This is a genomic window from Herbaspirillum sp. GW822-FHT03A08 (genome assembly GCF_058801885.1).
In genome coordinates this window covers 518,339-541,140 of the sequence record NZ_JBXANR010000002.1, presented here as the reverse complement: position 1 = coordinate 541,140, position 22,802 = coordinate 518,339, and the positions used below count along the sequence as shown (strand labels likewise).

General features: G+C 60.0%; 19 protein-coding genes. 12 read left to right on the top strand and 7 right to left on the bottom strand.

Annotated elements, in window-relative coordinates:
• Positions 1 to 104: 104 nt before the first annotated feature.
• Together AC1RN6_RS07490 and AC1RN6_RS07485 are read left to right on the top strand one after the other, a co-directional pair.
• Positions 105 to 2,705 carry a chemotaxis protein CheW gene (locus AC1RN6_RS07490; protein ID WP_493004265.1) on the top strand — a complete coding sequence of 867 codons (2,601 nt, stop codon included), beginning with the start codon at positions 105 to 107 and terminating at the stop codon, positions 2,703 to 2,705.
• Positions 2,706 to 2,778: 73 nt separating this feature from the next.
• Entirely contained in the window at positions 2,779 to 3,276 is a 498-nt protein-coding gene (locus AC1RN6_RS07485) for an asparaginase domain-containing protein (protein ID WP_094562375.1), read from the top strand.
• Between the two features lie 145 nt (positions 3,277 to 3,421).
• Here the strand turns inward: AC1RN6_RS07485 and AC1RN6_RS07480 are convergent, their stop codons facing one another.
• The 5 genes from AC1RN6_RS07480 to AC1RN6_RS07460 form a co-directional block, all read right to left on the bottom strand.
• A complete protein-coding gene (locus AC1RN6_RS07480; RefSeq protein WP_493004262.1) occupies positions 3,422 to 4,483 on the bottom strand; it encodes a porin in 1,062 nt (353 codons plus the stop codon).
• A gap of 88 nt (positions 4,484 to 4,571) precedes the next feature.
• On the bottom strand, positions 4,572 to 5,651 hold the full coding sequence (locus AC1RN6_RS07475; protein WP_493004261.1) for an ABC transporter ATP-binding protein: 1,080 nt from the start codon (positions 5,649 to 5,651) through the stop codon (positions 4,572 to 4,574).
• A gap of 65 nt (positions 5,652 to 5,716) precedes the next feature.
• Positions 5,717 to 7,528, bottom strand: a complete 1,812-nt coding sequence (locus AC1RN6_RS07470) for an ABC transporter permease (RefSeq protein ID WP_493004260.1) — start codon at positions 7,526 to 7,528, stop codon at positions 5,717 to 5,719.
• Positions 7,529 to 7,710: 182 nt separating this feature from the next.
• Positions 7,711 to 8,817, bottom strand: coding sequence for an ABC transporter substrate-binding protein (locus AC1RN6_RS07465; protein ID WP_493004741.1), 1,107 nt, complete (start codon positions 8,815 to 8,817; stop codon positions 7,711 to 7,713).
• 74 nt (positions 8,818 to 8,891) lie between these two features.
• Entirely contained in the window at positions 8,892 to 9,854 is a 963-nt protein-coding gene (locus tag AC1RN6_RS07460; protein WP_493004259.1) for a Bug family tripartite tricarboxylate transporter substrate binding protein, read from the bottom strand.
• Positions 9,855 to 10,224: 370 nt separating this feature from the next.
• Between AC1RN6_RS07460 and AC1RN6_RS07455 the strand changes: the two genes are divergently transcribed.
• Positions 10,225 to 10,902 carry a response regulator gene (locus AC1RN6_RS07455; protein WP_493004258.1) on the top strand — a complete coding sequence of 226 codons (678 nt, stop codon included), beginning with the start codon at positions 10,225 to 10,227 and terminating at the stop codon, positions 10,900 to 10,902.
• Positions 10,899 to 12,374, top strand: a complete 1,476-nt coding sequence (locus AC1RN6_RS07450) for a sensor histidine kinase (protein ID WP_493004257.1) — start codon at positions 10,899 to 10,901, stop codon at positions 12,372 to 12,374. Before AC1RN6_RS07455 ends, AC1RN6_RS07450 begins: the two co-directional genes overlap by 4 nt.
• 17 nt (positions 12,375 to 12,391) lie before the next feature.
• Here the strand turns inward: AC1RN6_RS07450 and AC1RN6_RS07445 are convergent, their stop codons facing one another.
• Positions 12,392 to 13,297 carry a LysR family transcriptional regulator gene (locus tag AC1RN6_RS07445; RefSeq protein WP_493004739.1) on the bottom strand — a complete coding sequence of 302 codons (906 nt, stop codon included), beginning with the start codon at positions 13,295 to 13,297 and terminating at the stop codon, positions 12,392 to 12,394.
• 118 nt (positions 13,298 to 13,415) lie between these two features.
• Here AC1RN6_RS07445 and AC1RN6_RS07440 point away from each other — a divergent pair, with 118 nt between their 5' ends.
• Positions 13,416 to 14,480 (top strand): YeiH family protein, encoded by a 1,065-nt coding sequence (locus AC1RN6_RS07440; RefSeq protein ID WP_493004255.1) that lies wholly within the window; start codon positions 13,416 to 13,418, stop codon positions 14,478 to 14,480.
• A 16-nt stretch (positions 14,481 to 14,496) separates the two neighbouring features.
• On the opposite strand, the gene AC1RN6_RS07435 is transcribed toward AC1RN6_RS07440, so the two are convergent.
• Complete coding sequence (locus AC1RN6_RS07435) at positions 14,497 to 14,967, bottom strand: SRPBCC family protein (protein WP_493004253.1); 471 nt, start codon at positions 14,965 to 14,967, stop codon at positions 14,497 to 14,499.
• A 109-nt stretch (positions 14,968 to 15,076) separates the two neighbouring features.
• Between AC1RN6_RS07435 and AC1RN6_RS07430 the strand changes: the two genes are divergently transcribed.
• The 7 genes from AC1RN6_RS07430 (at position 15,077) to AC1RN6_RS07400 (ending at position 22,765) form a co-directional block, all read left to right on the top strand.
• Positions 15,077 to 17,158, top strand: a complete 2,082-nt coding sequence (locus AC1RN6_RS07430; RefSeq protein WP_493004251.1) for a UvrD-helicase domain-containing protein — start codon at positions 15,077 to 15,079, stop codon at positions 17,156 to 17,158.
• Between the two features lie 211 nt (positions 17,159 to 17,369).
• Entirely contained in the window at positions 17,370 to 18,167 is a 798-nt protein-coding gene (locus AC1RN6_RS07425) for a basic amino acid ABC transporter substrate-binding protein (RefSeq protein WP_493004249.1), read from the top strand.
• A 133-nt stretch (positions 18,168 to 18,300) separates the two neighbouring features.
• The gene (locus tag AC1RN6_RS07420) at positions 18,301 to 19,044 is read left to right on the top strand and encodes an amino acid ABC transporter permease (protein ID WP_493004248.1); all 744 of its coding nucleotides are present in this window, start codon (positions 18,301 to 18,303) and stop codon (positions 19,042 to 19,044) included.
• Positions 19,025 to 20,302, top strand: coding sequence for a TIGR03862 family flavoprotein (locus tag AC1RN6_RS07415; RefSeq protein ID WP_493004246.1), 1,278 nt, complete (start codon positions 19,025 to 19,027; stop codon positions 20,300 to 20,302). The genes AC1RN6_RS07420 and AC1RN6_RS07415 overlap by 20 nt, the downstream gene beginning before the upstream one ends.
• Entirely contained in the window at positions 20,299 to 20,511 is a 213-nt protein-coding gene (locus tag AC1RN6_RS07410; protein WP_493004245.1) for a SlyX family protein, read from the top strand. Before AC1RN6_RS07415 ends, AC1RN6_RS07410 begins: the two co-directional genes overlap by 4 nt.
• Before the next feature lie 51 nt (positions 20,512 to 20,562).
• The gene (gene dinB / locus AC1RN6_RS07405) at positions 20,563 to 21,714 is read left to right on the top strand and encodes a DNA polymerase IV (protein ID WP_493004244.1); all 1,152 of its coding nucleotides are present in this window, start codon (positions 20,563 to 20,565) and stop codon (positions 21,712 to 21,714) included.
• A 124-nt stretch (positions 21,715 to 21,838) separates the two neighbouring features.
• A complete protein-coding gene (locus AC1RN6_RS07400) occupies positions 21,839 to 22,765 on the top strand; it encodes a recombination-associated protein RdgC (RefSeq protein ID WP_493004242.1) in 927 nt (308 codons plus the stop codon).
• Positions 22,766 to 22,802: the final 37 nt, after the last annotated feature.

Here is a 22,802-nt window from a genome sequence, read left to right as displayed (position 1 = left end):
TTGCGTAATAACAACTGAGCGCCGCCATTAACTCAGAAGATTCACCATTAAACATAAGCGCGGTGCGGATAGGTTCTTGCGGACTTCTTCAATAAAGGGACAACATGAGTGAACACGTAGCGATTCAAACCGAGACTTTTCTGCCGTACATGCGCGATGTAACGAAATGCGAACAGTCGCTGCAGGAATTGAATCTGATGTGGCGCGTGATTGAAGCCTCGGCCAAAATGAATTGCCCCAGCGAAGCCAAGACCATCCTGCCGACCATGGCGGCAACCCGCACCGGCTTCAGCCGGCTTGAACGCGAGTTGGTGGTCAGCCTGGTCCAGGAAAAAGTCCGCAACGTGCTCACAGAGATCGGCACCAAAGCGCAATACGTGATCGACATCGTGGTCCGCAATCTGTTCGAGCGCACCGCCGACGTCGGCTTCCTCGCCACTGATCGCGAATTGTGCAATTTCGTCGCCGGCATCACCGACAACACCGACGCGATTCGCTATCGCCTGCGCGAGTATCGCAACAAGTACACCGTCTACGACGAGATCATGCTGCTCGATACCGAGGGTAATGTACTCGTGCAGATCGATCCGGCGACACCGCTGGAACACAGCGCCGACGCGCTTATCAGCGAGACGCTCAACTCGGATACCTATGTCGAGACCTTCCGCTTCAGCGACCTGCGTCCCGGCAAGGAGCGCGCGCTGATTTATTCGCGCCGCATGCAGCATCCCCAAACTGGTGCGGTAGTCGGCATCCTCTGTCTGTGCTTCCATTTCGAAGAAGAGATGGCCGGCATTTTCTCTTCGCATCGCGATGCAGAATCGCGCTCCAACATGCTGCTGCTCGACGCCGATAATCGCGTCATCGCCAGCGCCGACAAGCTGTGGGTTCCGGTCGGCACCGAAGTACCGGTCAACCGCGACGGCAATGCTTCGCTGATGCTGTTTTGCGGCCGCGAGTATCTGGTGCGCACGGTGTCTTCCGATGGTTACCAGGGTTATCCGGGGCCGGACGGCTGGCAAGGCCAGGTGATGATTCCGGTGGAGGTTGCATTCAGCGGCGTCATCAGCGATGCACTGACCAAACTGCCAACCGACATCGCCGAAGGCTTGCTGTCGCATGCGGAATCCTTCTGCCCGCCGCTATTCGACATCATGACCGCCGCCAAGACCATCCAGCGCATCGTCTGGAACGGCCAGGTCATGACCGCCGGTCAGCGCGGCGAAATGCTCAAGCTCAAGACCATCCTCGATCAGATCAGCGAGACCGGCAACCGCAGCAACGAGTTGTTCGCACAATCTATCCACGACCTCTACCAGACCGTGCTGGTGTCCGGCATGCGCGACGCCGAATTCACCACCAGCCTGCTGGTCGACCTGCTCGACCGCAATCTGTACGAGCGCTCCGACGACTGCCGCTGGTGGGCGCTGACGCCGGAACTGCGCACCGCGCTGGCGCAGCCGGAGCAAGATCAGGCAACGGTGGAGAAGATGACCACTATCCTCTCCTACATCAACGGTCTTTACACCGTGTATACGCGCATCTTCGTCTACGACCGCCACGGCCGCATCGTTGCCAGCACCGGCGACAATGCTGCCGCCATGATCGGTACACACGTCGATGAAGACAGCCTCAACCACGTCCTCTCGCTGCGCACGCAACAGCAGTATCACGTCAGCCAGTTTGCGTCGACGCCGCTGTATGACGGCAAGGACACTTACATTTATCATGCGGCGATCCGTGATCTCGATAACGAAGCCATCGTGGTCGGCGGCATCGGCATCGTGTTCGACTCGACGCCGGAGTTTTCCAACATGCTGGCCAGCGGCATCACCGGCAAGAAGAAGATGACCGCTTTCTACATCGACCGCAATGCGCGCATCATCTCGACCACGGACGAAACACGTGCAGTGGGCGACGTACTCGACATCGATCCGGCGCTGCTGGCCATCGCCAACGGCGGGCGCGCTTCGCAAGTCACCGTGCACGACAATGAGTACGCTATCGTGGCCTGCTCGGTATCCAGCGGCTATCGCGAATTCAAGGTCAGCGACGGCTATCAGGAAGACATCATCGCAGTGGTGTTCGAATCCTTCGGTGCGGTGCAAGGCGCAGGATCGCAAACCGACAGCCGCCAGTTCCTGCTGGAAACCGATCCGACCATTACCGACGGCAGCGAATACGCAACCTTCTTCAGCGACAATAACCTGTTCGCCATCTCGGCGGCGCATGTCGTGGAAGCAGTCCCCTACAGCGCCGTACTGCCGACATCGATGGGTACGCGCGTGGAACAGATCGGCGTACTCGGCCTGCAGCACGACGGAGCAGACAATAAGCGCAAGGAATTCATCTGGGTCTTCGACCTCGGCCAGATGATGCGCGGCACGCGTTCAGCCGTCAGCGGCAGCAGCCAGGTCATGATCGTGCGCGAGGGTGAACACACCATCGGCCTGCTGGTCGACGAATTGCATGCCGTGCCGCAATTCAATCCCGGCCAGATCATCCACACGCCATTCGCGATGCAAGGCGCATCGATGCTGGTAACGCAAGTCATCAAGGCCAACAACGGCCAGCTGCTGATCCAGGCGATCGACGTCGAACGCCTGTTTGCGCTGCTGATCGATGGTCAGATCCCGATGCCGCCGGAGGCGGCGGAGCAGGCCGCTGAAAATGCCGGCTTGGCGCTGCAGCTCATGGCAGCCTGAGTCCGCTGAGTGCTGCCGATAGCGAGATGTGGGGTATGATGGCAAAGACTCGTTTTCCTGATTCGTCACCATCATGACTTTACGCATCATCGCCACCGGCGGCACCTTCGACAAACACTACGACGAAATCGCCGGCCAGCTCGGCTTCGCCAACAGCCACCTGCCGGCCGTGATCGCGCGTGCGCGCCTGACGGTCCCCGCGACACTGGAAGAATTGCCCCTGCTCGACTCGCTCGACATGCAGGACATCGACCGCCGCCGCGTGCTGGCATCCTGCGACCGCTCCGAAGAAAACGCCATCGTCATCATTCACGGCACCGATACGATGCAAGACACTGCACGCGTATTGGGCGCGGCGCAACTGGCCAAGACCATCGTGCTGACCGGCGCCATGATCCCTTATGCGATTCAGGGATCGGATGCGCAATTCAATTTCGGTTTCGCCTGCGGCGTCGCGCAGGTATTGACGCACGGCGTCTATGTGGCGATGAACGGCCGCGTCTTTCCCTGGGATCAGGTGCAGAAGAACCGCGTCGCCGGCGTGTTTGAACCAATCGAGCCGCAAGACTGAATCAACTTTTCAGTAGTCCATAAAAAAGCGAGGCCGAAGCCTCGCTTTTTTATCATTGTCACAACCGGTAGAAATCGCTACAAAATGAATCTGGCTAGGCAAACCGGTGCAACAACGCCAGCTTCATTTTTAGCGGCTTCTACGATCAGAACCGGTGTTGCATGCCCAGTGTCACCCCGGTCTGGCTGTTGCCAAACCCAACGTCATCACGCGACAGGCCGACCAGCTGATTGTTCTTTGCCTTGGCATAGGCGCCGCTGGCGTACAGATCGGTGCGCTTGGACAAGGCATATTTCAGACGCAGCGAATACATGATCGGATCGGCATCGGTCGCCAGATTCTTCTGGTTCTGATAGTAGATAGTGCCGATCAGGCTCCATGCCGGTGTGAACTTGTACGTCGCCCCACCCCAGTAGAAATCGCTGCGCAGATCAGCTGCACCGGTCGCCAGCGTCTTTTTGAAGTAACGATAGCCGAGGCTGAACTTCAGCGGCTCGATAACCTGATAGCCGGCAGCCAGATGCACCGTCGTGGTTTTGTCGTAAGCGCCGCCGGCAACTGCCGCCGTGCCGTTGACGCGATCATAGGTTGTCGCCAGCGAGAAAGGACCGTTGCCGTACGCAACGCCAACGCCGTACTTCGCCGTGTCGTTGACGCTGCCGGCGACTTCCCCGAAACCGTACATCGCACCGATCTTGAAACCGCCGAAATCACCCTGGTACTTGATCATGTTCGATACACCAGTCGGCATGCCGTCCTTGCGGCCGCCGGTAGCGCCGGCCGATGTCACCCACGAATACTGCGCCGAATAACCCATTGGATCGAACGGCAGGATGAAGTCATACGTGGTGCTGAACGAACGCCCGGCGACAACGCGACCGAAGCTGCCTTCCAGGCCGACGTTGGACTGACGGTTGAACAGCTGGTTGGCATCGCCGTCGAAGGCGCCGTTGTCGAGCTTGAAGCCGTTTTCCAGCTGGAAGACCGCCTTCAGTCCGCCGCCCAGATCTTCGGTACCGCGAAAGCCGATACGCGAAGTGTTCATCGCCCCCGAGCTCATGCGCGTGACACTGCCGCCGTTGGTGCCGGCGTGGTTCAGATACTCGATGCCGGTATCGATCAGGCCGTAGACGGTCACGTTGCTCTGCGCCGCCGCCATGCCGCTGACGGCTGACAAGATTGCTGCTGTCAATAATTTCTTCTGCACTCTTTTTCTCCTAGATAAAAATCGTTCTTATGGTGGTATTGCAATGCTTTGATGCGCAGGCAGGCGGCCGTCCCGCCCGTGCGTCAAATCAGAATGCCCAGAGCGCTTGCTCCGGCAGGCTCAGCCAGTACTCGCCTTGTTCCAGCTTGTGCGGCGCGTAGGCGCGCAAGCCGACCGTTGTGCTGTCCGCGCTTTTGGCTTTGAACAGGCACTCCCAGCGATCGCCCAGATACATGCAGGTCGATAGCGGCAGACGAATGGCGTTGTCGGTCTGATGATCGGCGATACGCACTTGTTCGAGACGGATGATTCCGGTGGCATCGTTGCCGGTGTTGCCGCCGCGCGCCGTGGCCAGCACGGTGCCGCCTTCGACCTGCAAGGTGACGCGCTGGCCGTCGCGCTGCAGCACCTTGCCGGGCAGGCGGTTGTTGCTGCCCATGAATTCGGCGGTGAACAGGGTGTCCGGTGTCTGGTACATGCTTTGCGGCGTGCCTTGCTGTTCGATCTTGCCGTTGTTGAGCAACAGGATGCGGTCCGAAATCGCCATCGCTTCGCCCTGGTCATGCGTCACCATCAGCGCCGAAAGGCCGAGGCGCACAATCAGTTCGCGCAGGAAGGCGCGCGCTTCTTCGCGCAGCTTGGCGTCGAGATTGGACAGCGGCTCATCGAGCAGAATCACCTGCGGGTTGTAGACCAGCGCACGCGCAATGGCGACGCGCTGCTGCTGGCCGCCGGAGAGTTGGTGCGGGAAACGCTCGCCCAGATGGCCGAGGCCGAGTTGCGACAACACGGTTTTCACACGCTCGGCGATTTCGCTGCCGCCCATCTTGCGCAGCTTGAGACCGTAAGCGACGTTATCGAATACGGTCTTGTGCGGCCACAGGGCATACGACTGAAACACCAGGCCGAGATTGCGTTCTTCTGCCGGGATTTCCAGCTTGCGCGAACCGTCGAAGACACGGCGGTCGGCGATGTCGATGGTGCCTGCCTTGGGCGATTCCAATCCGGCTACGGCGCGCAGCAGCGTGGTCTTGCCGCTGCCGGAAGGGCCGAGCAACGCGACCACTTCGCCGCGCTGCAATTGCATGGAGACGCCCTTGAGAATCGGATTGGCGCCGGCGCCGCTGCCGTAGTCGAGGTGCAGGTCGTTGACGGTAAGTTCTGACATGATGATTCCTTTGATTGCAGGCTGCGGCTGACGTCATTGCGCCGCATCCTCGTATATTGAGTAAGTTAATCGTGCAATTTGATGCCGAAGCGCAGTGCAATGCCGAGACCGATCGCCACCAGCGTGATGTTGATGAAAGACAGCGCAGCCACCAGTTCCACGGCACCTGCCGCCCACATCGAGACGATCATCGAGCCGATGACTTCGGTACCCGGCGACAGCAGGTACACGCCGGTCGAGTATTCGCGCTCGAAGATCAGGAACACCATCAGCCAGGCGCCGAGCAGGCCGTACTTGACCAGCGGCAGCGTGACGTCGCGCGTCACCTGGCTGCGCTGCGCACCGACGGCGCGCGCCGCTTCTTCCAGTTCAGGACCGACTTGCAGCAAAGCGGTGGTGATCAGGCGCAGACCGTAAGCCATCCACACCACGGAGTACGCCAGCCAGACTGAGAAAATGGTCGAACGCAGCTCGCGTAACTGAGGAATGAAATTCTCGACCAGCCAGCGCGCCACATCGTTGTCGAAGCCTTTGAGGAAGTTGTCCAGCAGCGACGGTACGAACAGGAATACCCACAGGAAGGACAAGCCGGCCAGCAGCCCCGGCACCGCACGCGGCACCAGCACGCTGTAGTCGAGGAAGCGGGTGATACCGTCGTTCTTGCGGTGCATCGCCAGCGCAACCGCGCTGTAGCAGGCCACCGCCACCGCGCCACCGATCACGCCGATCAGCACGGTGTTGATTATGCCGCGCACCAGCGAGGGCTGACCCCAGACGTCACGGAAGTTTTGCAGCGTCAGGACGTCGAGCAGCCTCACGCCATCGCCCCAATGCGAAACGAAGGTGCGCAATGCGATCCCTGACAGCGGCACGATCACGGTGAACAGCAACCAGCCGGCGATCAGTGCGAAAGCGATCCAGCGCCATTTGCCCAAGGGCAGCGCTTTCTGGCGCGCCCCCTTGCCCTTGATCGAGACATATTTGTTGGCCGACTTCAGCAGCCAGCGTTGCAGCATCACCAGCGGCATGGTCACCGCCACCAGGCACACTGCGACGGCCGCCATCAGATGATAGGAAGGCGTGCCAAGCTTGTTGGTGAGTTTGTAGAGATAAGTCGCCAATACCAGATGGCCTTCCGGATCGCCGAGCACCAGCACCAGCCCGAACACTTCAAAGCCGAGGAAGAACACCAGCACGCCAGAATACGCCAGCGCCGGCATGATCATCGGCAACGAGACGTTGAGCGCCACCTGCAGCGGCGAAGCGCCGGAGACGCGCGCAGCTTCTTCAACATCGGAGCCGAGACTCTTGAGCGCAGCCGATGCATACAGATACACGTGCGGCACGTGGGTCAAACCGGCGATGACGACGATAGCCGGGAAGGAATACACGTTCCACGGATCGCCCTCGAAACCGACTGCGGAGAGCAGATTGCGCACCCAGACCGTATAGAAGCCGACCGGTCCCATCGATACCACGTAGCCGAACGCAATCACCATGGGGGATACGAAGATCGGCACCAGCAGCATCGGCGCGATCCAGCCGCGTCCCGGCAAGTCGGTGCGCACCATCAGGAACGCCAGCATGCCGCCCAGCGGCACGGCGATCAGCGCCAGGCCCGATGCCAGGTAAAAACCGTTGACGAAGGCTTGCCGGAAATCCGAATCATCGAAGATGAAACGATAGGAATCCAGCGTCAGCGTCTTCACCGGCGCGAAGAACGGCGCCGACAAAAAGCTCTGATAAAAAATCAGCAGCAGCGGCACGAAGATCGCCAGCGACGCCAGTGCAACAACGACGCCGCGCGGCCAGTTCAGGCGTATGCGGAAACGCTTGGCTGCGGGCTCGATGCGATCGGTGGTTGAAAGTGTTTGCATAAGTCTTGCTACCTAAGAAATAGACACGACCGCTCCCCTGCGCATCCGGAAATCCGGACAAGCCTTCGGCCAGGGAGAGCGCAAAAGCGGCTTCCCAAACGAAGAGTGACGAGCGGCGATGTCTTGAAAACTGCAGCCCGGCCGGTCAGCCGGACTGCTTGTTGCGAACGATGTCCGGCGGCTTATTTCTTGCCGGCGGCGTCCTTCCATTGCTTCAGGAAAGCCAGACGCTTGGTCTGGTCCAGATATTCCAGCAATTCGGTGCTGACCGGCATCGGCTTGAGCGCCGATCCCAGTTGCTTGTTCAGTTCCGCCGAGGTGGTGGCGCCGGTCACGTCGCCGCGGATGGCAAACAATTGCGCGTCATTGGCGATGATGGTCTGGCCGCGTTTGGACAGGATGTAGTCCAGCCACAGCTTGCCGGCATTGAGGTTCTTGGCCGACTTGTTGACGAAGATCACGCGCGACAGCACCAGGTTGTAATCCTTGGTGAAGGCGATGCCGATGGAGGGGTCCTTCTTGGCGCGGGTCAGCGCATAAGGGCCGAGGATGTTGTAGCCGATCAGGTTTTCACCGGAGGAAATGCGCTCCAGCATGGTGCCGGTCGACGACTGCACGCGCACCGCCACGCCGCCCAGCGCTTTGGCGAAATCCCAGAACTGCGGATTGAGTTTCAGGTCATGTGTGATCAGGCTGAAACCGACGCCGGATTTTTCGATGTCGTAGGTCGTGACCTTATTCTTGTACTTGTCGAGTTTGGTAGTCAGGAGTTTGGTGAATTCGGCATGCGTGGCCGGCACTTCAGCTTCCGGCACCAGACGCTTGTTGTAGACGATGGCGGCAGGCTCAAAGGTGGTGCCGTAGGCGGTGTCTTTCCAGTTCGCCCAGGACGGGATGGCGGCGGCTTCCGGCGACTTGTAGGCCAGGCCGTAACCTTCCGACGCCAGCTTGACCTGCAGGTCCATCGACGATGACCACATGACGTCTGCAGTAGCGCCGCCGGCAGCTGCTTCGGAGATGAAGCGGTTATAGACTTCGGTGGAGTTCATGTCGTTGTATTCCACCTTCACGGCAGGATACAGCGCGCTGAAATCCTTGATCAGGGCTTCCGCCGCCTTCGAGTCGGTCGTGCTGTAGACCACCACTTTGCCTTCTTTCTTCGCCGCGTCGACCACCTTGGCGTAGTCGGCCGGATAACCTGCCGGTACCTGCGCCAGAACATACGAGGACAAACCAGCCAGCGGCAAAGCCAGGGCCAGAGCAATAGTGATGCGGCGCTTCACGAACACACGAACGGACATGCGAAATCTCCTTTAGGTTTTATGGTGGGCAGGAAGGACCCGGTCAGTGTGCTTCTTTGCGCCTATCTGACCAGCCCCAGCTCCTGCGATTGCTTGCGATATTGCTCGACGACCTTGCGGACGTATTCAGTCAGTTGCGGCCCCGTCATGGAAAACGGATAGAGACCGCCGGCAGCGCGCTGGCGCTTGAATTCTTCGGTCGCCATGGCGCGCTCGAAGATGCCGACCCAGCGCTGATAATCGGCATCCGACGCGTGCGCGCTCATGTAAAAACCGCGAATGATCGGCCACACCACATCGAAGCCCTGCTCGCGCGCGGTGGCGACGCCCGACAGCACGCCGGGCAGACGTTCTTCCGACAGCACGGCGAGGATGCGGAACTTGCCTTCCTTGATATAAGCCGCAGCCTCGGATGCATCGCCGGAAATCACTTGCACGTGATTGGCCTGCAAAGCGGTGAACGAGTCGCCTCCGCCTTCCAGCGCAACGAAGCGGAAATTCTTGGGATCGATATCAGCGCGGCGGGCGATCATCGCGATCTTGAGCCAATCCTGGCTACCCACCGTACCGCTGACGCCGATGGTGATCTTGCCGGGGTCGTTGCCCATGGCATCGACCAGCTCGCGCAGATTCTTGTAAGGCGCGTCGCTACGCACGGCGATCATGCCGTAGTCGGCGCCGATGCCGGCCAGCCAGCGCACATCCGATACCGCCGCCTTGCCGTACTTGCCCTGCGCCAGATTGAGCAGCGAGCCGCCCGAGAACGTCACCAGCGTATCCGGCCCGCCGCGCCGTTGCGAAACCACCGACCCCCAGGCCACGGCACCGATACCTCCGGGCAGATAGCTGATCTTGATCTCCGGCGCACCGTCTTTTGCCGGCAGCACCTTGCGCATCATCTTGCACGCGCCGTCCATCCCGCCGCCAGGCTTGGCCGGGACGATGCATTCCGTCGCCTGCGCGGAAAAGGCGCACAGCCAGAACGCGCAGACGAGCAAAATCCGATGCCGGATGGTCGAAGTCATGACGGCAGTCAGGCCTGGTACGAAGCGGTGAAAACGTGGCACAGCGAGCAAGCGTAAATACGCATGCAAAGACGTATCTGGATCATGCAGAGTCTCCGATATAGATTTTTTATTTTTATTGATCTGGTTATGTGGGCGCATGCTACCTCCCCAAACTTTCAATCGGCTTTCAGTGCCGTGAAAGAATCCGGCGCGTATGTGCGCGCCGCGCAAACCCGCTATTACAAAGGCCCGGCTTCTGTTAGCATCCGCAGCTATCCGTGTTTGTGCATTGCTGCACGGTGGTAATTCACTCATGGATTTGCTCCTTGTTTGATTCTTGCGTTGGTTCGCTGTCTCATTGTGTTGCACCATCTTTTTCATTGTCATCATGCGCATTCTATTGGTTGAAGATCACCTCGAACTTTCCCGCTGGCTGTCGAAGGCATTGCAGGATGCGCATCTCACCGTCGAATGCGCGGCCAACGGCGCCGATGCCGACAGCCTGCTGCTGACGCAGGAATACGCGCTGGTCATTCTCGATCTGACGCTGCCCAAGATGGATGGCCTGGAAGTCCTCAAGCGCCTGCGCGGACGCGGCAGCCGTACGCCGGTGCTGATCCTGACGGCGCGCGGCGGACTCAACGACCGCGTCAACGGCCTCAACCTCGGCGCCGACGACTATCTCGCCAAACCCTTCGAACTGGTGGAGCTGGAAGCGCGCGTCAAGGCGCTGCTGCGGCGCGCACAAGGCAATGAAGCCGTCACCGTAAATTGCGGCGCGCTGAGTTTTGATACCGTGTCGCGCATGTTCACCTACGGCGGAGCCATGCTGGCGCTGACACCGCGCGAGCATGCCGTGCTCGAGGCCCTGATCACACGTGTCGGCCGCACCGTGGCGAAGGAAAAACTGTTTCAGGAAGTGTTCTCGCTGGACGACAACGCCAATGTCGACGCCATCGAAATCTATATCCACCGGCTGCGCAAGAAACTCGACGCCATCGACGAAGGCCGCGTCTCCATCACTACCTTGCGCGGCCTCGGTTACCTGCTGCAAGCCGCCGGATGATACGGCATTTCGCCCTGACCAGACTCGGCAGTCTGCGCAGTCAGCTGATGCGCTGGCTGCTGGTGCCGCTGCTGATTCTGGTGGCGGTCGATGCGGTGTCGGTTTACTACAATGCGCTGGAAGTCGCCGACATTGCCTACGACCGTTCGTTGCTGGCGTCGACGCGCGCACTGGCCGAACGCGTCTCCATCGTCAACGGCCATGTCGTGGCCGATGTACCGTATGTGGCGCTCGACAGTTTCGAGACCGATACGCTGGGCCGCATTTATTACAAGGTCACCGGCGTAAAGGGTGAATTCGTCTCCGGCTACGACGACCTGCCGCCCTTGCCGGCCGACGTCAAACGCTCGGAAGCCTATCCTGCGCTGGTGCGTTTCTATCAGGCCGATTATCACGATCAGCCGGTGCGCATCGCGGCGCTTTATCAACCTGTCTACGATGACAGCATGCGCGGCATTGCATTGATCCAGGTCGGCGAGACCATGGATGCGCGCCGCGGCATGACGCGCAAGATCCTGTTCGACACCATGTGGCGGCAAGGCGTACTCGTGGTGGTTGCAGCGCTGCTGGTGTGGTTTGCCGTGCGCTTCGTGCTGCGGCCGCTGATGCAATTGCGCAGCGACGTCGAATCGCGCGCGCCGACGGATTTGTCCGACTTCGATCCTGACCGCGTGCACAAGGAAATGCGGCCGCTGGTGCTGGCCATGAACGGCTATATGGAACGCCTGCAAACCCTGATCACCGGACAGCGGCGCTTCATCGCCGACGCTTCGCACCAGTTGCGTACCCCGCTCACCGTATTGAAGACCCAGGCGGAACTGGCATTGCGCGAATTCGACCGCGCGCCGAATGATCCGCGCGCCCTGCATGAGTTGCGCGAGCTGGTCGAAAGCATTGCCGGCACCACCGACTCCACGGTGCATCTGGCCAATCGCCTGCTCACGCTGGCGCGCGCCGAACATGGCGCGGCCGAAGGCGGCATCGCGCCGGTCTCGTTGACCGGCGCCGCGCGCCAGGTTGCACTCGAACTGGCGCAGCATGCGGTCGCCAAACACATCGACCTGTCCTTCGACACCGACCACGACGTGCTGATTGACGGCAGTCCGCTGTTGCTGCACGAACTCGTGGTCAACCTGCTCGACAATGCAATCCGCTATACGCCCGCGCACGGCAAGATCGGCATGCGTGTATTTGAACAGCGTATCGGCGACGACCTGTATGCCGTACTGGAAGTGGAAGACAACGGCCCCGGCATTCCCGCTGCCGATCGCGAGCGCGTGTTTGCACCGTTCTATCGCGCACCATCAGCACAGCTCGCCAATCCGCACGGCGCCGGCCTCGGCATGTCCATCGTGCGCGACATCGCCTCGGCACATCGCGGAGAAATTATCCTGTCCGACAGCGCAGGCGATGCGGAAGCGAATCCGGGTCTGGTGGTGAAGGTGCGCTTCCCGGCGTCGTCACGTAAATAGCACGCTAAGAGTATGCATTAAGCCTGCTCGTGCCGGGCCGCCCAAGTGCGGAAAAAATCCAGCAAGGACGCCAGCCGCAGCGACAACACGCGATGCTTGTTGCGCACCATATAGAAGTGCCGGCGCAGCATCGGCAACGGCGTTGCCAGCTCGATCAGACGTCCCGATTCCAGCAGATCCTTCACGACCGCGCGCGACAGGCAACTGATGCCCATGCCTTCCGCCGTGGCGCGCTTGATCGCTTCCGAATTGCCGAACTCGCACGCCGATGGCAGGTGATGCAGGTAAGGCAGCAAGGCGTGCTCGACCGCTTCGCGCGTGCCGGAACCCGCCTCGCGCAACAGCCAGTCGGCCTCGCTCAGTTTTTTCAGCGTGAGTTTTTTTCCCTGCGCCGCCAGTGGATGCGTCGGCGAGGCGACCACGATCAGTTCATCCGTCATCCATGGTTCGACCAGCACGTCGCTGGCGTGACACGGTCCTTCGATCAGCGCCGCATCGACGTCGAAGTTGCTGACGGCGGCAACGATGTCCGCCGTGTTGGCCACCAGCGCGCGCACGCGCAACTGCGGATGATCATGGCGATAGGCGGCGACCATCTCGGGCAGCATGTAGCTGCCGATGGTGGTGCTGGCGCCGATATGCAATTCGGCGCCGGCCTGGTCAGGCGCGAGGAATTGCTGTTCGATGGTATGCGCGGCATCGAGCATGTGCTGCGCCTGGGGCAACAGCAGCCGGCCGTTATCGTTCAGCACCAGCCGTTTGCCGACGCGATCGAACAACTGCACGTTGAGACTCGCTTCCAGTTCATTGAGGGCAGCGCTGGCCGCCGACTGCGACAAGGCCACCGCTTCCGCGGCAGCGGTCGTACTGCCGGACTGCGCCACCGCCAGAAAAATCTGCAATTGCCGCAAGGTAATTTTCATCGTGCTCACCAATCAACCTGTTATTCAGGTAAATATTAACAAAATAACGCGTTTTTCTTTTAAATGGCTGCACGTTAAAGTGCCCTCATTCCGATCACCCATGAATGACAGGCACATCATGAATACCTCGCCGATCCCCGTTACCGCCGCTCCCGCATTGCCGCTCGGCCGCTTTATCCCGGGTCTGGCGCTGAGCGCCGGGCTGGCGTTTGGGTCCATCGAGGCCAGCAAGAACGACTGGCTGCAGGCGCATGGCTTCAGCGCGCTGACGGTCGCCATTGTGCTGGGCATGCTGATCGGCAACACCGTATTTCCGCGCGTCGCGGCCAGTTGCGGCAACGGCGTGGCGTTTTCCAAACAAAACCTGCTGCGCCTGGGCATCGTGCTGTACGGCCTGCGCCTGACTTTTCAGGACATTTCGCAAGTCGGCGTCAGCGGCGTCGTCATCGACGCCTGTATGCTGATGTCGACGTTTGCACTGGCTTACTTCATCGGCGTCAAGGTATTCAAGCTGGATCCCAACGCTGTCATGCTGATCGGCGCCGGCAGCTCAATCTGCGGCGCGGCGGCGGTGATGGCGACGGAGCCGGTGCTGCGCGCACGCAGCGAGCAGGTGACCGTAGCAGTCTCGACCGTGGTGGTGTTCGGCTCGGTGGCGATCTTTTTGTACCCGTTGCTGCATGGACTGAACTTCTTGCAAGGCCATGCCGACTTCGGCGTCTACATCGGTTCGACCGTGCATGAAGTGGCGCAAGTCGTGGCGGCGGCGCGTTCGATTGATGATCACACCGCCAACACTGCGGTGATCGCCAAGATGGTCCGGGTGATGATGCTGGCGCCTTTCCTGCTGATCCTGTCGGCTTACATGCAACGCGGCAAGCCGGCAGCGCATGCCGGCGGCAACAAGACTTCCCGCATGGCCGGCATTCCCTGGTTTGCGTTTGCCTTCATTGGTGTGGTGGCGCTGCACTCGCTGTTTCCGATCCCGGCCGCCGTCACCGGCGCCTTGCTCGACGCCGACACCTTCCTGCTGGCGATGGCGATGGCGGCGCTGGGCCTGACGACGCACTTGTCGTCGGTGCGCCGCGCCGGCATGCGTCCTCTGCTGCTGGGTGGATTGCTGTTTGCGTGGCTGATCGTGGGGGGCGCGGCAATCAATGCCGCGGTGACCAGCTTGTTCTAGGGCTTGTTATCAGCCTCTAGTGCACCGAGCCTTTGACGATCAGATCCCGAATGATGCGGATGGTATCGATATCCGCTTCTTCATACGCCGAGCGGCGGAACTGGTCGTAAAAGGCTTTCTCGGTATCAACCTCTTCAGGCGCGCCATCGTCGTATTCGAAACGCACAAATAAGGCCTCCGCTTCCGGCTCTTCGATGGTCATGCTCATCGTCGAGTTGGGGATTTCTCCCTGCGCCGGCACCTGATAGTGCACACGCTGCAACGGCTCATAGGTGACGATGTCGTGAATGCGCAGTTCGCCGTAGCGCAGCATGCGCTTGACCGAGTTGTCCGTCTTGTCGGACAGCTGGCATTCGTCGAGATGCTCCATGAACAATTGCGGCGCTTCGGCGCGCATGACGAGACCGCTCCACAACTGTTCGCGGGTCAGATTGTCGATCAGCGGATTGAGCGGATCGTTGATTTGAATCAAGTGGTTGAATTTCATGCTTTGACCTGTTCCTGTACGCCGTTATTGTCCCACAGAAGGCCCCGGCCCGGCTGGCCCGGCCTGCTACAATGGCGCGTTATCCCCACCGTACCGAATCGATCCCCGCATGTCTGCTGCCCCCGCATTTGGCCTCAACGCCCCGCAAAGCGAAGCTGTGTTGTACATGAACGGCCCTTGCCTGGTGCTGGCCGGCGCCGGTTCGGGCAAGACGCGCGTCATCACGCAAAAAATTGCTCATCTGATCGAGAACTGCGGCTACGAATCGCGCCACATCGCCGCGCTGACCTTTACCAACAAGGCCGCGCTGGAAATGCAGGAGCGTATCGCCAAACTGCTCAAGGAACCCAAGCAGGCCAAGCATCTGACGGTATCGACCTTTCACTCGCTGGGCGTGAAGATTCTGCGCCAGGAAGCCAAGAATCTGGGGCTGAAGGACCGCTTTTCAATCATGGACAGCGATGATTGTTTTTCGCTGGTGCAAGATCTGGCGGTGACAACCGACAAGCAGCTGATCCGCCGCATCCAGAACTCGATGTCGCTGTGGAAAAACGGCCTGGTCGATCCCGATCTTGCTCTCAGGAATGCCGTCGACGAAGAAGAAGCGGTGGCTGCGCGCATCTACCGCAGCTATGTCGCCACGCTGTCGGCTTATCAGGCGGTCGACTTCGACGATCTGATCCGCCTGCCGGTGGAACTGTTCCGCAATAACGAAGAAGTGCGCGACCGCTGGCAGCGCCGCTTGCGCTACTTGCTGGTCGACGAATATCAGGACACCAACACTTGCCAGTACGAACTGGTCAAGCTGCTGGTCAGCGGCATCGGCAAGAAGCCGATGTTCACCGCCGTGGGCGACGACGATCAGGCGATCTACGCCTGGCGCGGCGCGACAATTGAAAATTTGAAAACGCTGCAGATCGATTTTCCGAATCTGCATCTGATCAAGCTGGAACAGAATTACCGTTCCAGCACGCGCATCCTGCAAGCCGCCAACTCGGTGATTTCCAATAATCCCAAGCTGTTTGAAAAGGCGCTGTGGTCGGAACACGGCCTCGGCGATCCGATCAAGGTCATGGCGATGGACGACGACGAAGCCGAAGCCGAACAAGTCGCCATCATGCTGTCGGCGCATCGCTTCGAGCGGCGCGCGAAATTCTCCGATTATGCGATTCTGTATCGCGGCAATCACCAGGCGCGCATCTTTGAAAAGGCCTTGCGGCGCGAACGCATCCCCTATGTGATGTCGGGTGGGCAAAGTTATTTCGACCGCGCAGAAATCAAGGACATCATCAGCTACCTGCGCCTGATCGCCAATCAGGACGATGACCCTGCATTCATCCGCGCCGTAACCACGCCGCGCCGCGGCATCGGCCAGGCCACGCTGGAAGTCCTCGGCACAGTGGCCGGCCAGTGGCAGTGCTCGCTGTTTGAAGCGGTGTACAAAGGCGCGCTGGAAGACAAGCTGCCCGACAAGCAATTGCTGCCGCTGCGCCAGTTCTGCGACTTCATCAACAATCTCGAATCGCGCGCCAGCCGCCCCGGTCCTTCCGGCAGCGGCGAGAACGCGGCGCTGGTGCTCGACGACATGATGGAAGCCATCAACTACGAAGGCTACGTCTACGACGCCTTCGATGAGCGTCAGGCGCAGAGCAAATGGCAGAACGTGGTCGACTTCACCACCTGGCTGAAAGAACGCGGCAACGGCGGCAAGGATGGCGAAGGCGAAGAGAAGAATCTGCTGGAACTGACCCAGATGGTGGCGCTGATGTCCATGCTGGAAGGCAAGGACGAAGAACAGGATGCGGTGCGCATGTCGACCTTGCACGCCTCCAAGGGACTGGAGTATCCGCACGTGTTTCTGATCGGCGTGGAAGAAGGCATTCTGCCGCACAAGGGCGACGCCGATGCGCCGGCCGAAACGATTGCCGCGCGTATCGAAGAAGAGCGCCGCCTGATGTACGTCGGCATCACGCGCGCCCAGCGCAGCCTGCAAATCACGTGGTGCAAGCGCCGCAAGCGTGCGCGCGAATACACTGCTTGCGATCCGTCGCGCTTCATCAAGGAAATGAACCTCGATGTCGGCGACGCCGTGCCCAAGGAGAGCGAAGTCATCACGCCGCAGAACCGGCTGGCCAATCTCAAGGCTTTGCTGCAACAGCCGCGCACCACGCCGACGCCGTCCAACGATTGAGGCCGGGCCTGCCTGGCCTGCCGACGGAATACCGCTGTTGCATATTATTTAACATTCAGGCCACAGACTCGCCGTTTTACCGGCATTTCTCCGCAAAACGCGTTTAGCAGCGTGATAAACGTTTACAATCCTCCCCTTTCCGAATTCCCCTGAAAGCACTAGCCGGCGCGGCTTCGGAGTCCGTATTGTTTTCATTTTTACAAGGTAGCTCATGAACACGTTCTTCAAACAATTCGTTCCAGTGTTGGCGCTGGTGTCCGCGCTGTCTGCTTGCGGCAAAAAAGATGAACCGGTCGCACAAGCGCCGGCAGCTGCTCCGGCGGCCAAGGTCTATCTGGTTGGTGTGGAATCCGCGTATGCGCCGTTCTCCGCTGAAAACGAACAGAAAAACGTGGCCGGCTTCGACATCGACGTGATGAAGGCATTGGCGCAAAAAATCGGCATCGAAGTAAAGTTCGTGCCGACACCGTTTGAAGGTTTCTTCAACTTCCTGGCGCAGGGCGACCGCGACCTGCTGATCTCGGCCATCACCATCACCGACGAGCGCAAGCAAACCGTTGATTTCTCCGAGCCGTATTTCGAAGCGTCGCAATTGATCGCCGTAGCGGAAAACAACACCAAGGTGCAAAAATTCGACGACCTGAAGACGCTGAAGGTCGGCGTGCAGAGCGCGACGACCGGTGACGAAGTGGTGCAGAACCTGCTCGGCAAGAACAGCGCAAACATCAAGCGCCTCGATTCCACCCCGCTGGCATTGAAGGAACTGGAAACCGGTGGCGTTGACGCCGTGGTGGCCGATGATGCCGTGGTCAAGAACTACATCACCAACAATCCGGCCAGCAAGCTGCGCACCGTCTCCGATGCCGGCTTCCCGAAAGAGTACTACGGCATCGCCGTGCGCAAGGGCAATACCGAGCTGCTGAACAAGGTCAACAAGGGCATGGCCGAGCTGAAGGCCGATGGCACGTTTGACAAGATCAGCGCGCAATATTTCGGCGCGAAGAAGTAATTTTTACCCGGCGTCGCTGCGAGCCTTCATTCAAGAGAATCGAGGCTGGCAGCGGCGCTGCGGTATAATTCAGACAAATGCGTAATCCGGCCGGATTGCGCATTTTTCATGTCCACTACTCACTTTCCCCATCATGGATTTCCGCTGGAGCATCATCGAAGGCTACGCGCCGCTGTTCATCAAGGGCTTCTTCATGACGCTGGAAGTCGCCGTGATCAGCATCGTCGCGGGCACCGTGATGGGCCTGTTGCTCGGGATGCTGCGGCTGGCCGATGTACAGCATGGCGTGTGGAAATACGTGTTGCGCGTGACCAAGTGGATCGCCGGTTTTTATGTAGCCTTTTTTCGCGGTACGCCGCTGTTCGTGCAAATCCTGCTGATCCATTTCGCCGTGATGCCGGTGCTGATTCATCAGGACAACGGCCTGCTGATTTCCGGCGAGCTGGCGCGCACCATCAAACAGGATTACGGCGCTTTCGTGTCCGGCATCGTGGCCTTGTCGCTCAACGCAGCAGCGTACATTTCTGAAATCTTCCGCGCCGGCATCCAGTCGATCGATCGCGGCCAAAGCTATGCGGCATCAAGCCTGGGCATGGGTTATCGCCTGCGCATGCGCTACATCATTCTGCCGCAGGCATTCCGCCGCATGCTGCCGCCGCTGGGCAATGAAGCGATTACCCTGCTGAAGGATTCTTCGCTGGTGTCGACCATCGGCCTGGCCGAACTGGCCTATGCCGCACGCACCGTCGCCGGCAACTATTCCCGCTATTGGGAACCATACATCACGATCTCGGTGGTGTACTTCACGATGACCATTTGTCTGGCCATGCTGGTCGCCAGACTGGAAAAGAAATACAGTGCCCCATCCCGTCATTGATCAGAAAAACATCGTCACGGTAGCTATCGTAGGCGGCGGTCCGGCCGGCCTGATGGCCGCCGAAGTGCTGGCGCTCAATGGCGTGCAGGTTGATCTTTACGACGCCATGCCGTCGGTCGGGCGCAAGTTTTTGCTGGCGGGCAAAGGCGGCATGAACATTACGCATTCGGAAGACATCGGCGGCTTCCTCTCTCGCTACGGCACGCGCCGCAGTGAAATTGCGGCGCTGCTGCAAGACTTCGGCCCGGAGCAGTTGCGCGCATGGATACACGGCCTTGGCATCGATACCTTCGTAGGCAGTTCCGGCCGTGTTTTCCCTGCCGACATGAAAGCAGCGCCCTTGCTGCGCGCCTGGCTGCATCGACTGCGCGAAGCCGGCGTGCGCTTCCACATGCGGTATCGCTGGCAAGGCTGGGACGCCGACGGCAAGCTGCGCTTCATCACGCCGGAAGGAGAAGTCACAGCTTCCGCTTCGGCAAGCATTCTGGCGCTTGGTGGCGGCAGCTGGGCACGGCTCGGCTCAGACGGCGCATGGATGGCGCTGCTGCGCGAGCGCGGCGTCGATCTGGCGCCATTGCAGCCATCCAACTGCGGTTTTGACATCGACTGGAGCGAACACTTCCGCAGCCGTGCTGCCGGAGAGCCGCTCAAGACCATCGCGGCGACCGTCATGCTGAACGACGGTACGCCGGTGCGCCGTCAGGGCGAGTGCATGATTACCGACACCGGCATTGAAGGCGGCCTGATCTATGCACTGTCGGCGCCCTTGCGCGACGCCATCGCACCCTCCGCACCAGCGACGCTGTATCTGGACTTGTTGCCTGACTGGATGCCTTCGCGCGTGCTGAGCGAGCTGCAGCATCCGCGCGGCGCGCGTTCGATATCCAGCCATCTGCAAAGCCGCCTCAAGCTCAAAGGTGCGAAAGCAGCGCTGCTGCGCGAATGCGCCAGCGCGGAAGATTTTCAGGACATGCACAAGCTGGCGCACGCCATCAAGGAACTGCCGGTCCGGCTGCGCGCGCCGCGGCCGATCGACGAAGCCATCAGCAGCGCCGGCGGTGTACCATTTGAAGCCATGAATGACGATCTGATGCTGCATCCCGTGCCCGGCGTATTCTGCGCCGGCGAGATGCTGGATTGGGAAGCGCCTACCGGCGGCTATCTGCTGACCGCCTGCTTCGCCAGCGGCCGCGTTGCCGCGCAAGGCGCATTGCGCTGGTTGAACATACCGTCAACCGACAAGGAGAAAACATCATGATCGACGAAGAACGTCTGGTCGACATCGAGCTGAAACTGACGCATCAGGAAGACACTGTCGATGCGCTCAACAAGATCGTCTACGAGCAACAAAAGAAAATCGATGAACTCGAAAAGCTGCTGACCACGCTGGCGCGGCAAATCAAAGACACCGCCAACAGCATAAGCGAGCAGCGCAATATCGAGAACGAAAGACCGCCGCACTATTGATCGGCGCCGGCCGCCTGCCGGAGTCGCATTGACAATCCCTCACTCTCCTCCATGAACACCGCCACCCGCCGCATCGCGCACCTCGACATGGATGCGTTCTACGCATCGGTTGAGCTGCTGCGCTATCCGGAGTTGCGCGGCCAGGCTGTCGTCATCGGCGGCCGTTCGGTGCATCAGCCTGTCATGCGCGAAGACGGCACGCGCGAGTTCGCCAGGCTGCGCGACTATGTCGGCCGTGGAGTCATCACGACCTCGACGTATGAAGCGCGCGCCCTGGGCGTGTTCTCGGCGATGGGCATGATGAAGGCGTCGCAGCTGGCGCCTGATGCGATTCTGTTACCGGTGGATTTCGACTCGTACCGGCATTATTCACGGCTGTTCAAGAAAGCGGTTGCAGAGATTGCGCCGCTTATCGAAGATCGTGGAATCGATGAAATCTACCTCGACCTGAGCCTGCATGAGGAAGAAACGCGTGCGTTGGCGACCCGCATCAAGGACGCGGTGCATAACGCCACCGGTCTGTCGTGCTCAATCGGCATCGCGCCCAACAAGTTGCTCGCCAAAATCTGCTCGGATCTGGAAAAACCCAACGGCCTGACCATCCTCACCATGGAAGATGTGCCGAACCGGATATGGCCCCTGCCAGCACGCAAGATCAACGGTATCGGACCCAAGGCGGCGGAAAAACTGACCGCGCTGGGCATCCTCACCGTCGGCGATCTGGCCAAAGCTGATGCCGGCCTGCTGCAGGATCATTTCGGCCGTAGCTATTCCGCCTGGCTGAGCAATGTGGCGCAAGGCATCGACGAACGTCCGGTGTCCACCAGTTCGGAACCGAAATCGATCAGCCGCGAAACCACTTTTGAACGCGACCTGCATGCCCGCCAGGACCGCGAGAAGTTGTCTGAAATCTTCACCGCGCTATGCATGCGCGTGGCCGACGATCTGCATCGCAAGGGATACGTGGGACGCACCATCGGCATCAAGTTGCGCTACGCCGATTTCTCGACGGTCACGCGCGACGTCACCCTGCCGGCATCGACAGCAGACGGCGCGACGATACGCCAGGCGGCCGGTGAATGCCTGCGGCGCGTGCCTCTGGAGCAGCGCTTGCGCTTGCTGGGTGTGCGGGTGGGCGCATTGTCGAAAGGCGGCGGCGCACCGGAAAATGACGGCTTATCCCAAGGTCAGTTAGGCTTTTGAATAGCGGATCTTGAGCAAGATGCCGCCCACCTCCACGTTCACCGCCCCCGTCGCAGATAAAGTATTCCCAAATGGACGGCTTGATTCCGGCTGCGTGTAAAATGGACGCTTTTGCCCGAACGCTATGTGGTTTAAGAACCTTCAGATCTATCGCCTTCCTGCACCTTGGGCCATCAGCGCCGAACAGCTCGAATCCTATCTCGCGCCGCAATCTTTTGCCGCCTGCCCCAGCCTGGAAATGCAATCGCAGGGCTGGGTTTCGCCGCGCGGCAATGAGCAACTGGTGCACGTCGTCAATCGCCAGTTTCTGCTGAAGCTGGATACCGAGAAAAAGCTGCTGCCGAGCACCGTGGTCAATCAGGTAACCAAGGCGCGCGCCGCCGAGTTGGAAGAACAACAAGGTTTTCCTCCGGGCCGCAAGCAGACCAAGGAATTGAAAGAACAGGTCACGGACGAATTGCTGCCACGCGCTTTCAGCATCGTACGCAGCACATGGACCTGGATCGATCCGGTCAACGGCTGGCTGATCGTCGATGCCGGCAGTTCCGGCAAGGCGGAAGAGGTCTTGAAATTGCTGTTGAAGGCGATTCCGAAATTTCCGCTTGAAACTCTGCGCACCGTGCGCTCGCCGTTGTCCTCAATGACCGACTGGCTGGCTTCGGATGAAGCGCCGAGCGGCTTCACCGTGGATCAGGATACGGAACTGCGCGCCAGCGGCGACAGCAAGGCGACAGTGCGTTTTGTGCGCCACACGCTGGAACCGGACGACGTGCGCCGCCATATCGAATCCGGCAAGCAGTGCACCCGCCTGGCGCTGACATGGAACGACCGCGTGTCCTTCGTGCTGACGGAAAACCTGAGCGTCAAGAAAATTGCACCGCTGGATGTCTTGAAAGAAGACAGCGACGTCACCAACAAGAACGATGACGAACGCTTTGACGGCGACTTCATGCTGATGACCGGTGAAGTCAGCAAGATGCTGGTCGATCTGATCGATGCACTGGGCGGCCAGTTGCGTGAGAACGACGGATCGACGGCCCTGGCGGCCTGATCGCTTCACGCTCGACACCATAAGAAGAACGCCGGCG

Coding starts and splice junctions, on each gene's coding strand:
- AC1RN6_RS07425 (WP_493004249.1), top strand. CDS start 17,370: ATGAACACGTTCTTCAAACAATTCGTTCCAGTGTTGGCGCTGGTGTCC.
- AC1RN6_RS07420 (WP_493004248.1), top strand. CDS start 18,301: ATGGATTTCCGCTGGAGCATCATCGAAGGCTACGCGCCGCTGTTCATC.
- AC1RN6_RS07455 (WP_493004258.1), top strand. CDS start 10,225: ATGCGCATTCTATTGGTTGAAGATCACCTCGAACTTTCCCGCTGGCTG.
- AC1RN6_RS07400 (WP_493004242.1), top strand. CDS start 21,839: ATGTGGTTTAAGAACCTTCAGATCTATCGCCTTCCTGCACCTTGGGCC.
- AC1RN6_RS07470 (WP_493004260.1), bottom strand. CDS start 7,528: ATGCAAACACTTTCAACCACCGATCGCATCGAGCCCGCAGCCAAGCGT.
- AC1RN6_RS07490 (WP_493004265.1), top strand. CDS start 105: ATGAGTGAACACGTAGCGATTCAAACCGAGACTTTTCTGCCGTACATG.
- AC1RN6_RS07475 (WP_493004261.1), bottom strand. CDS start 5,651: ATGTCAGAACTTACCGTCAACGACCTGCACCTCGACTACGGCAGCGGC.
- AC1RN6_RS07485 (WP_094562375.1), top strand. CDS start 2,779: ATGACTTTACGCATCATCGCCACCGGCGGCACCTTCGACAAACACTAC.
- AC1RN6_RS07410 (WP_493004245.1), top strand. CDS start 20,299: ATGATCGACGAAGAACGTCTGGTCGACATCGAGCTGAAACTGACGCAT.
- dinB (WP_493004244.1), top strand. CDS start 20,563: ATGAACACCGCCACCCGCCGCATCGCGCACCTCGACATGGATGCGTTC.
- AC1RN6_RS07450 (WP_493004257.1), top strand. CDS start 10,899: ATGATACGGCATTTCGCCCTGACCAGACTCGGCAGTCTGCGCAGTCAG.
- AC1RN6_RS07435 (WP_493004253.1), bottom strand. CDS start 14,967: ATGAAATTCAACCACTTGATTCAAATCAACGATCCGCTCAATCCGCTG.
- AC1RN6_RS07460 (WP_493004259.1), bottom strand. CDS start 9,854: ATGACTTCGACCATCCGGCATCGGATTTTGCTCGTCTGCGCGTTCTGG.
- AC1RN6_RS07440 (WP_493004255.1), top strand. CDS start 13,416: ATGAATACCTCGCCGATCCCCGTTACCGCCGCTCCCGCATTGCCGCTC.
- AC1RN6_RS07430 (WP_493004251.1), top strand. CDS start 15,077: ATGTCTGCTGCCCCCGCATTTGGCCTCAACGCCCCGCAAAGCGAAGCT.
- AC1RN6_RS07445 (WP_493004739.1), bottom strand. CDS start 13,297: ATGAAAATTACCTTGCGGCAATTGCAGATTTTTCTGGCGGTGGCGCAG.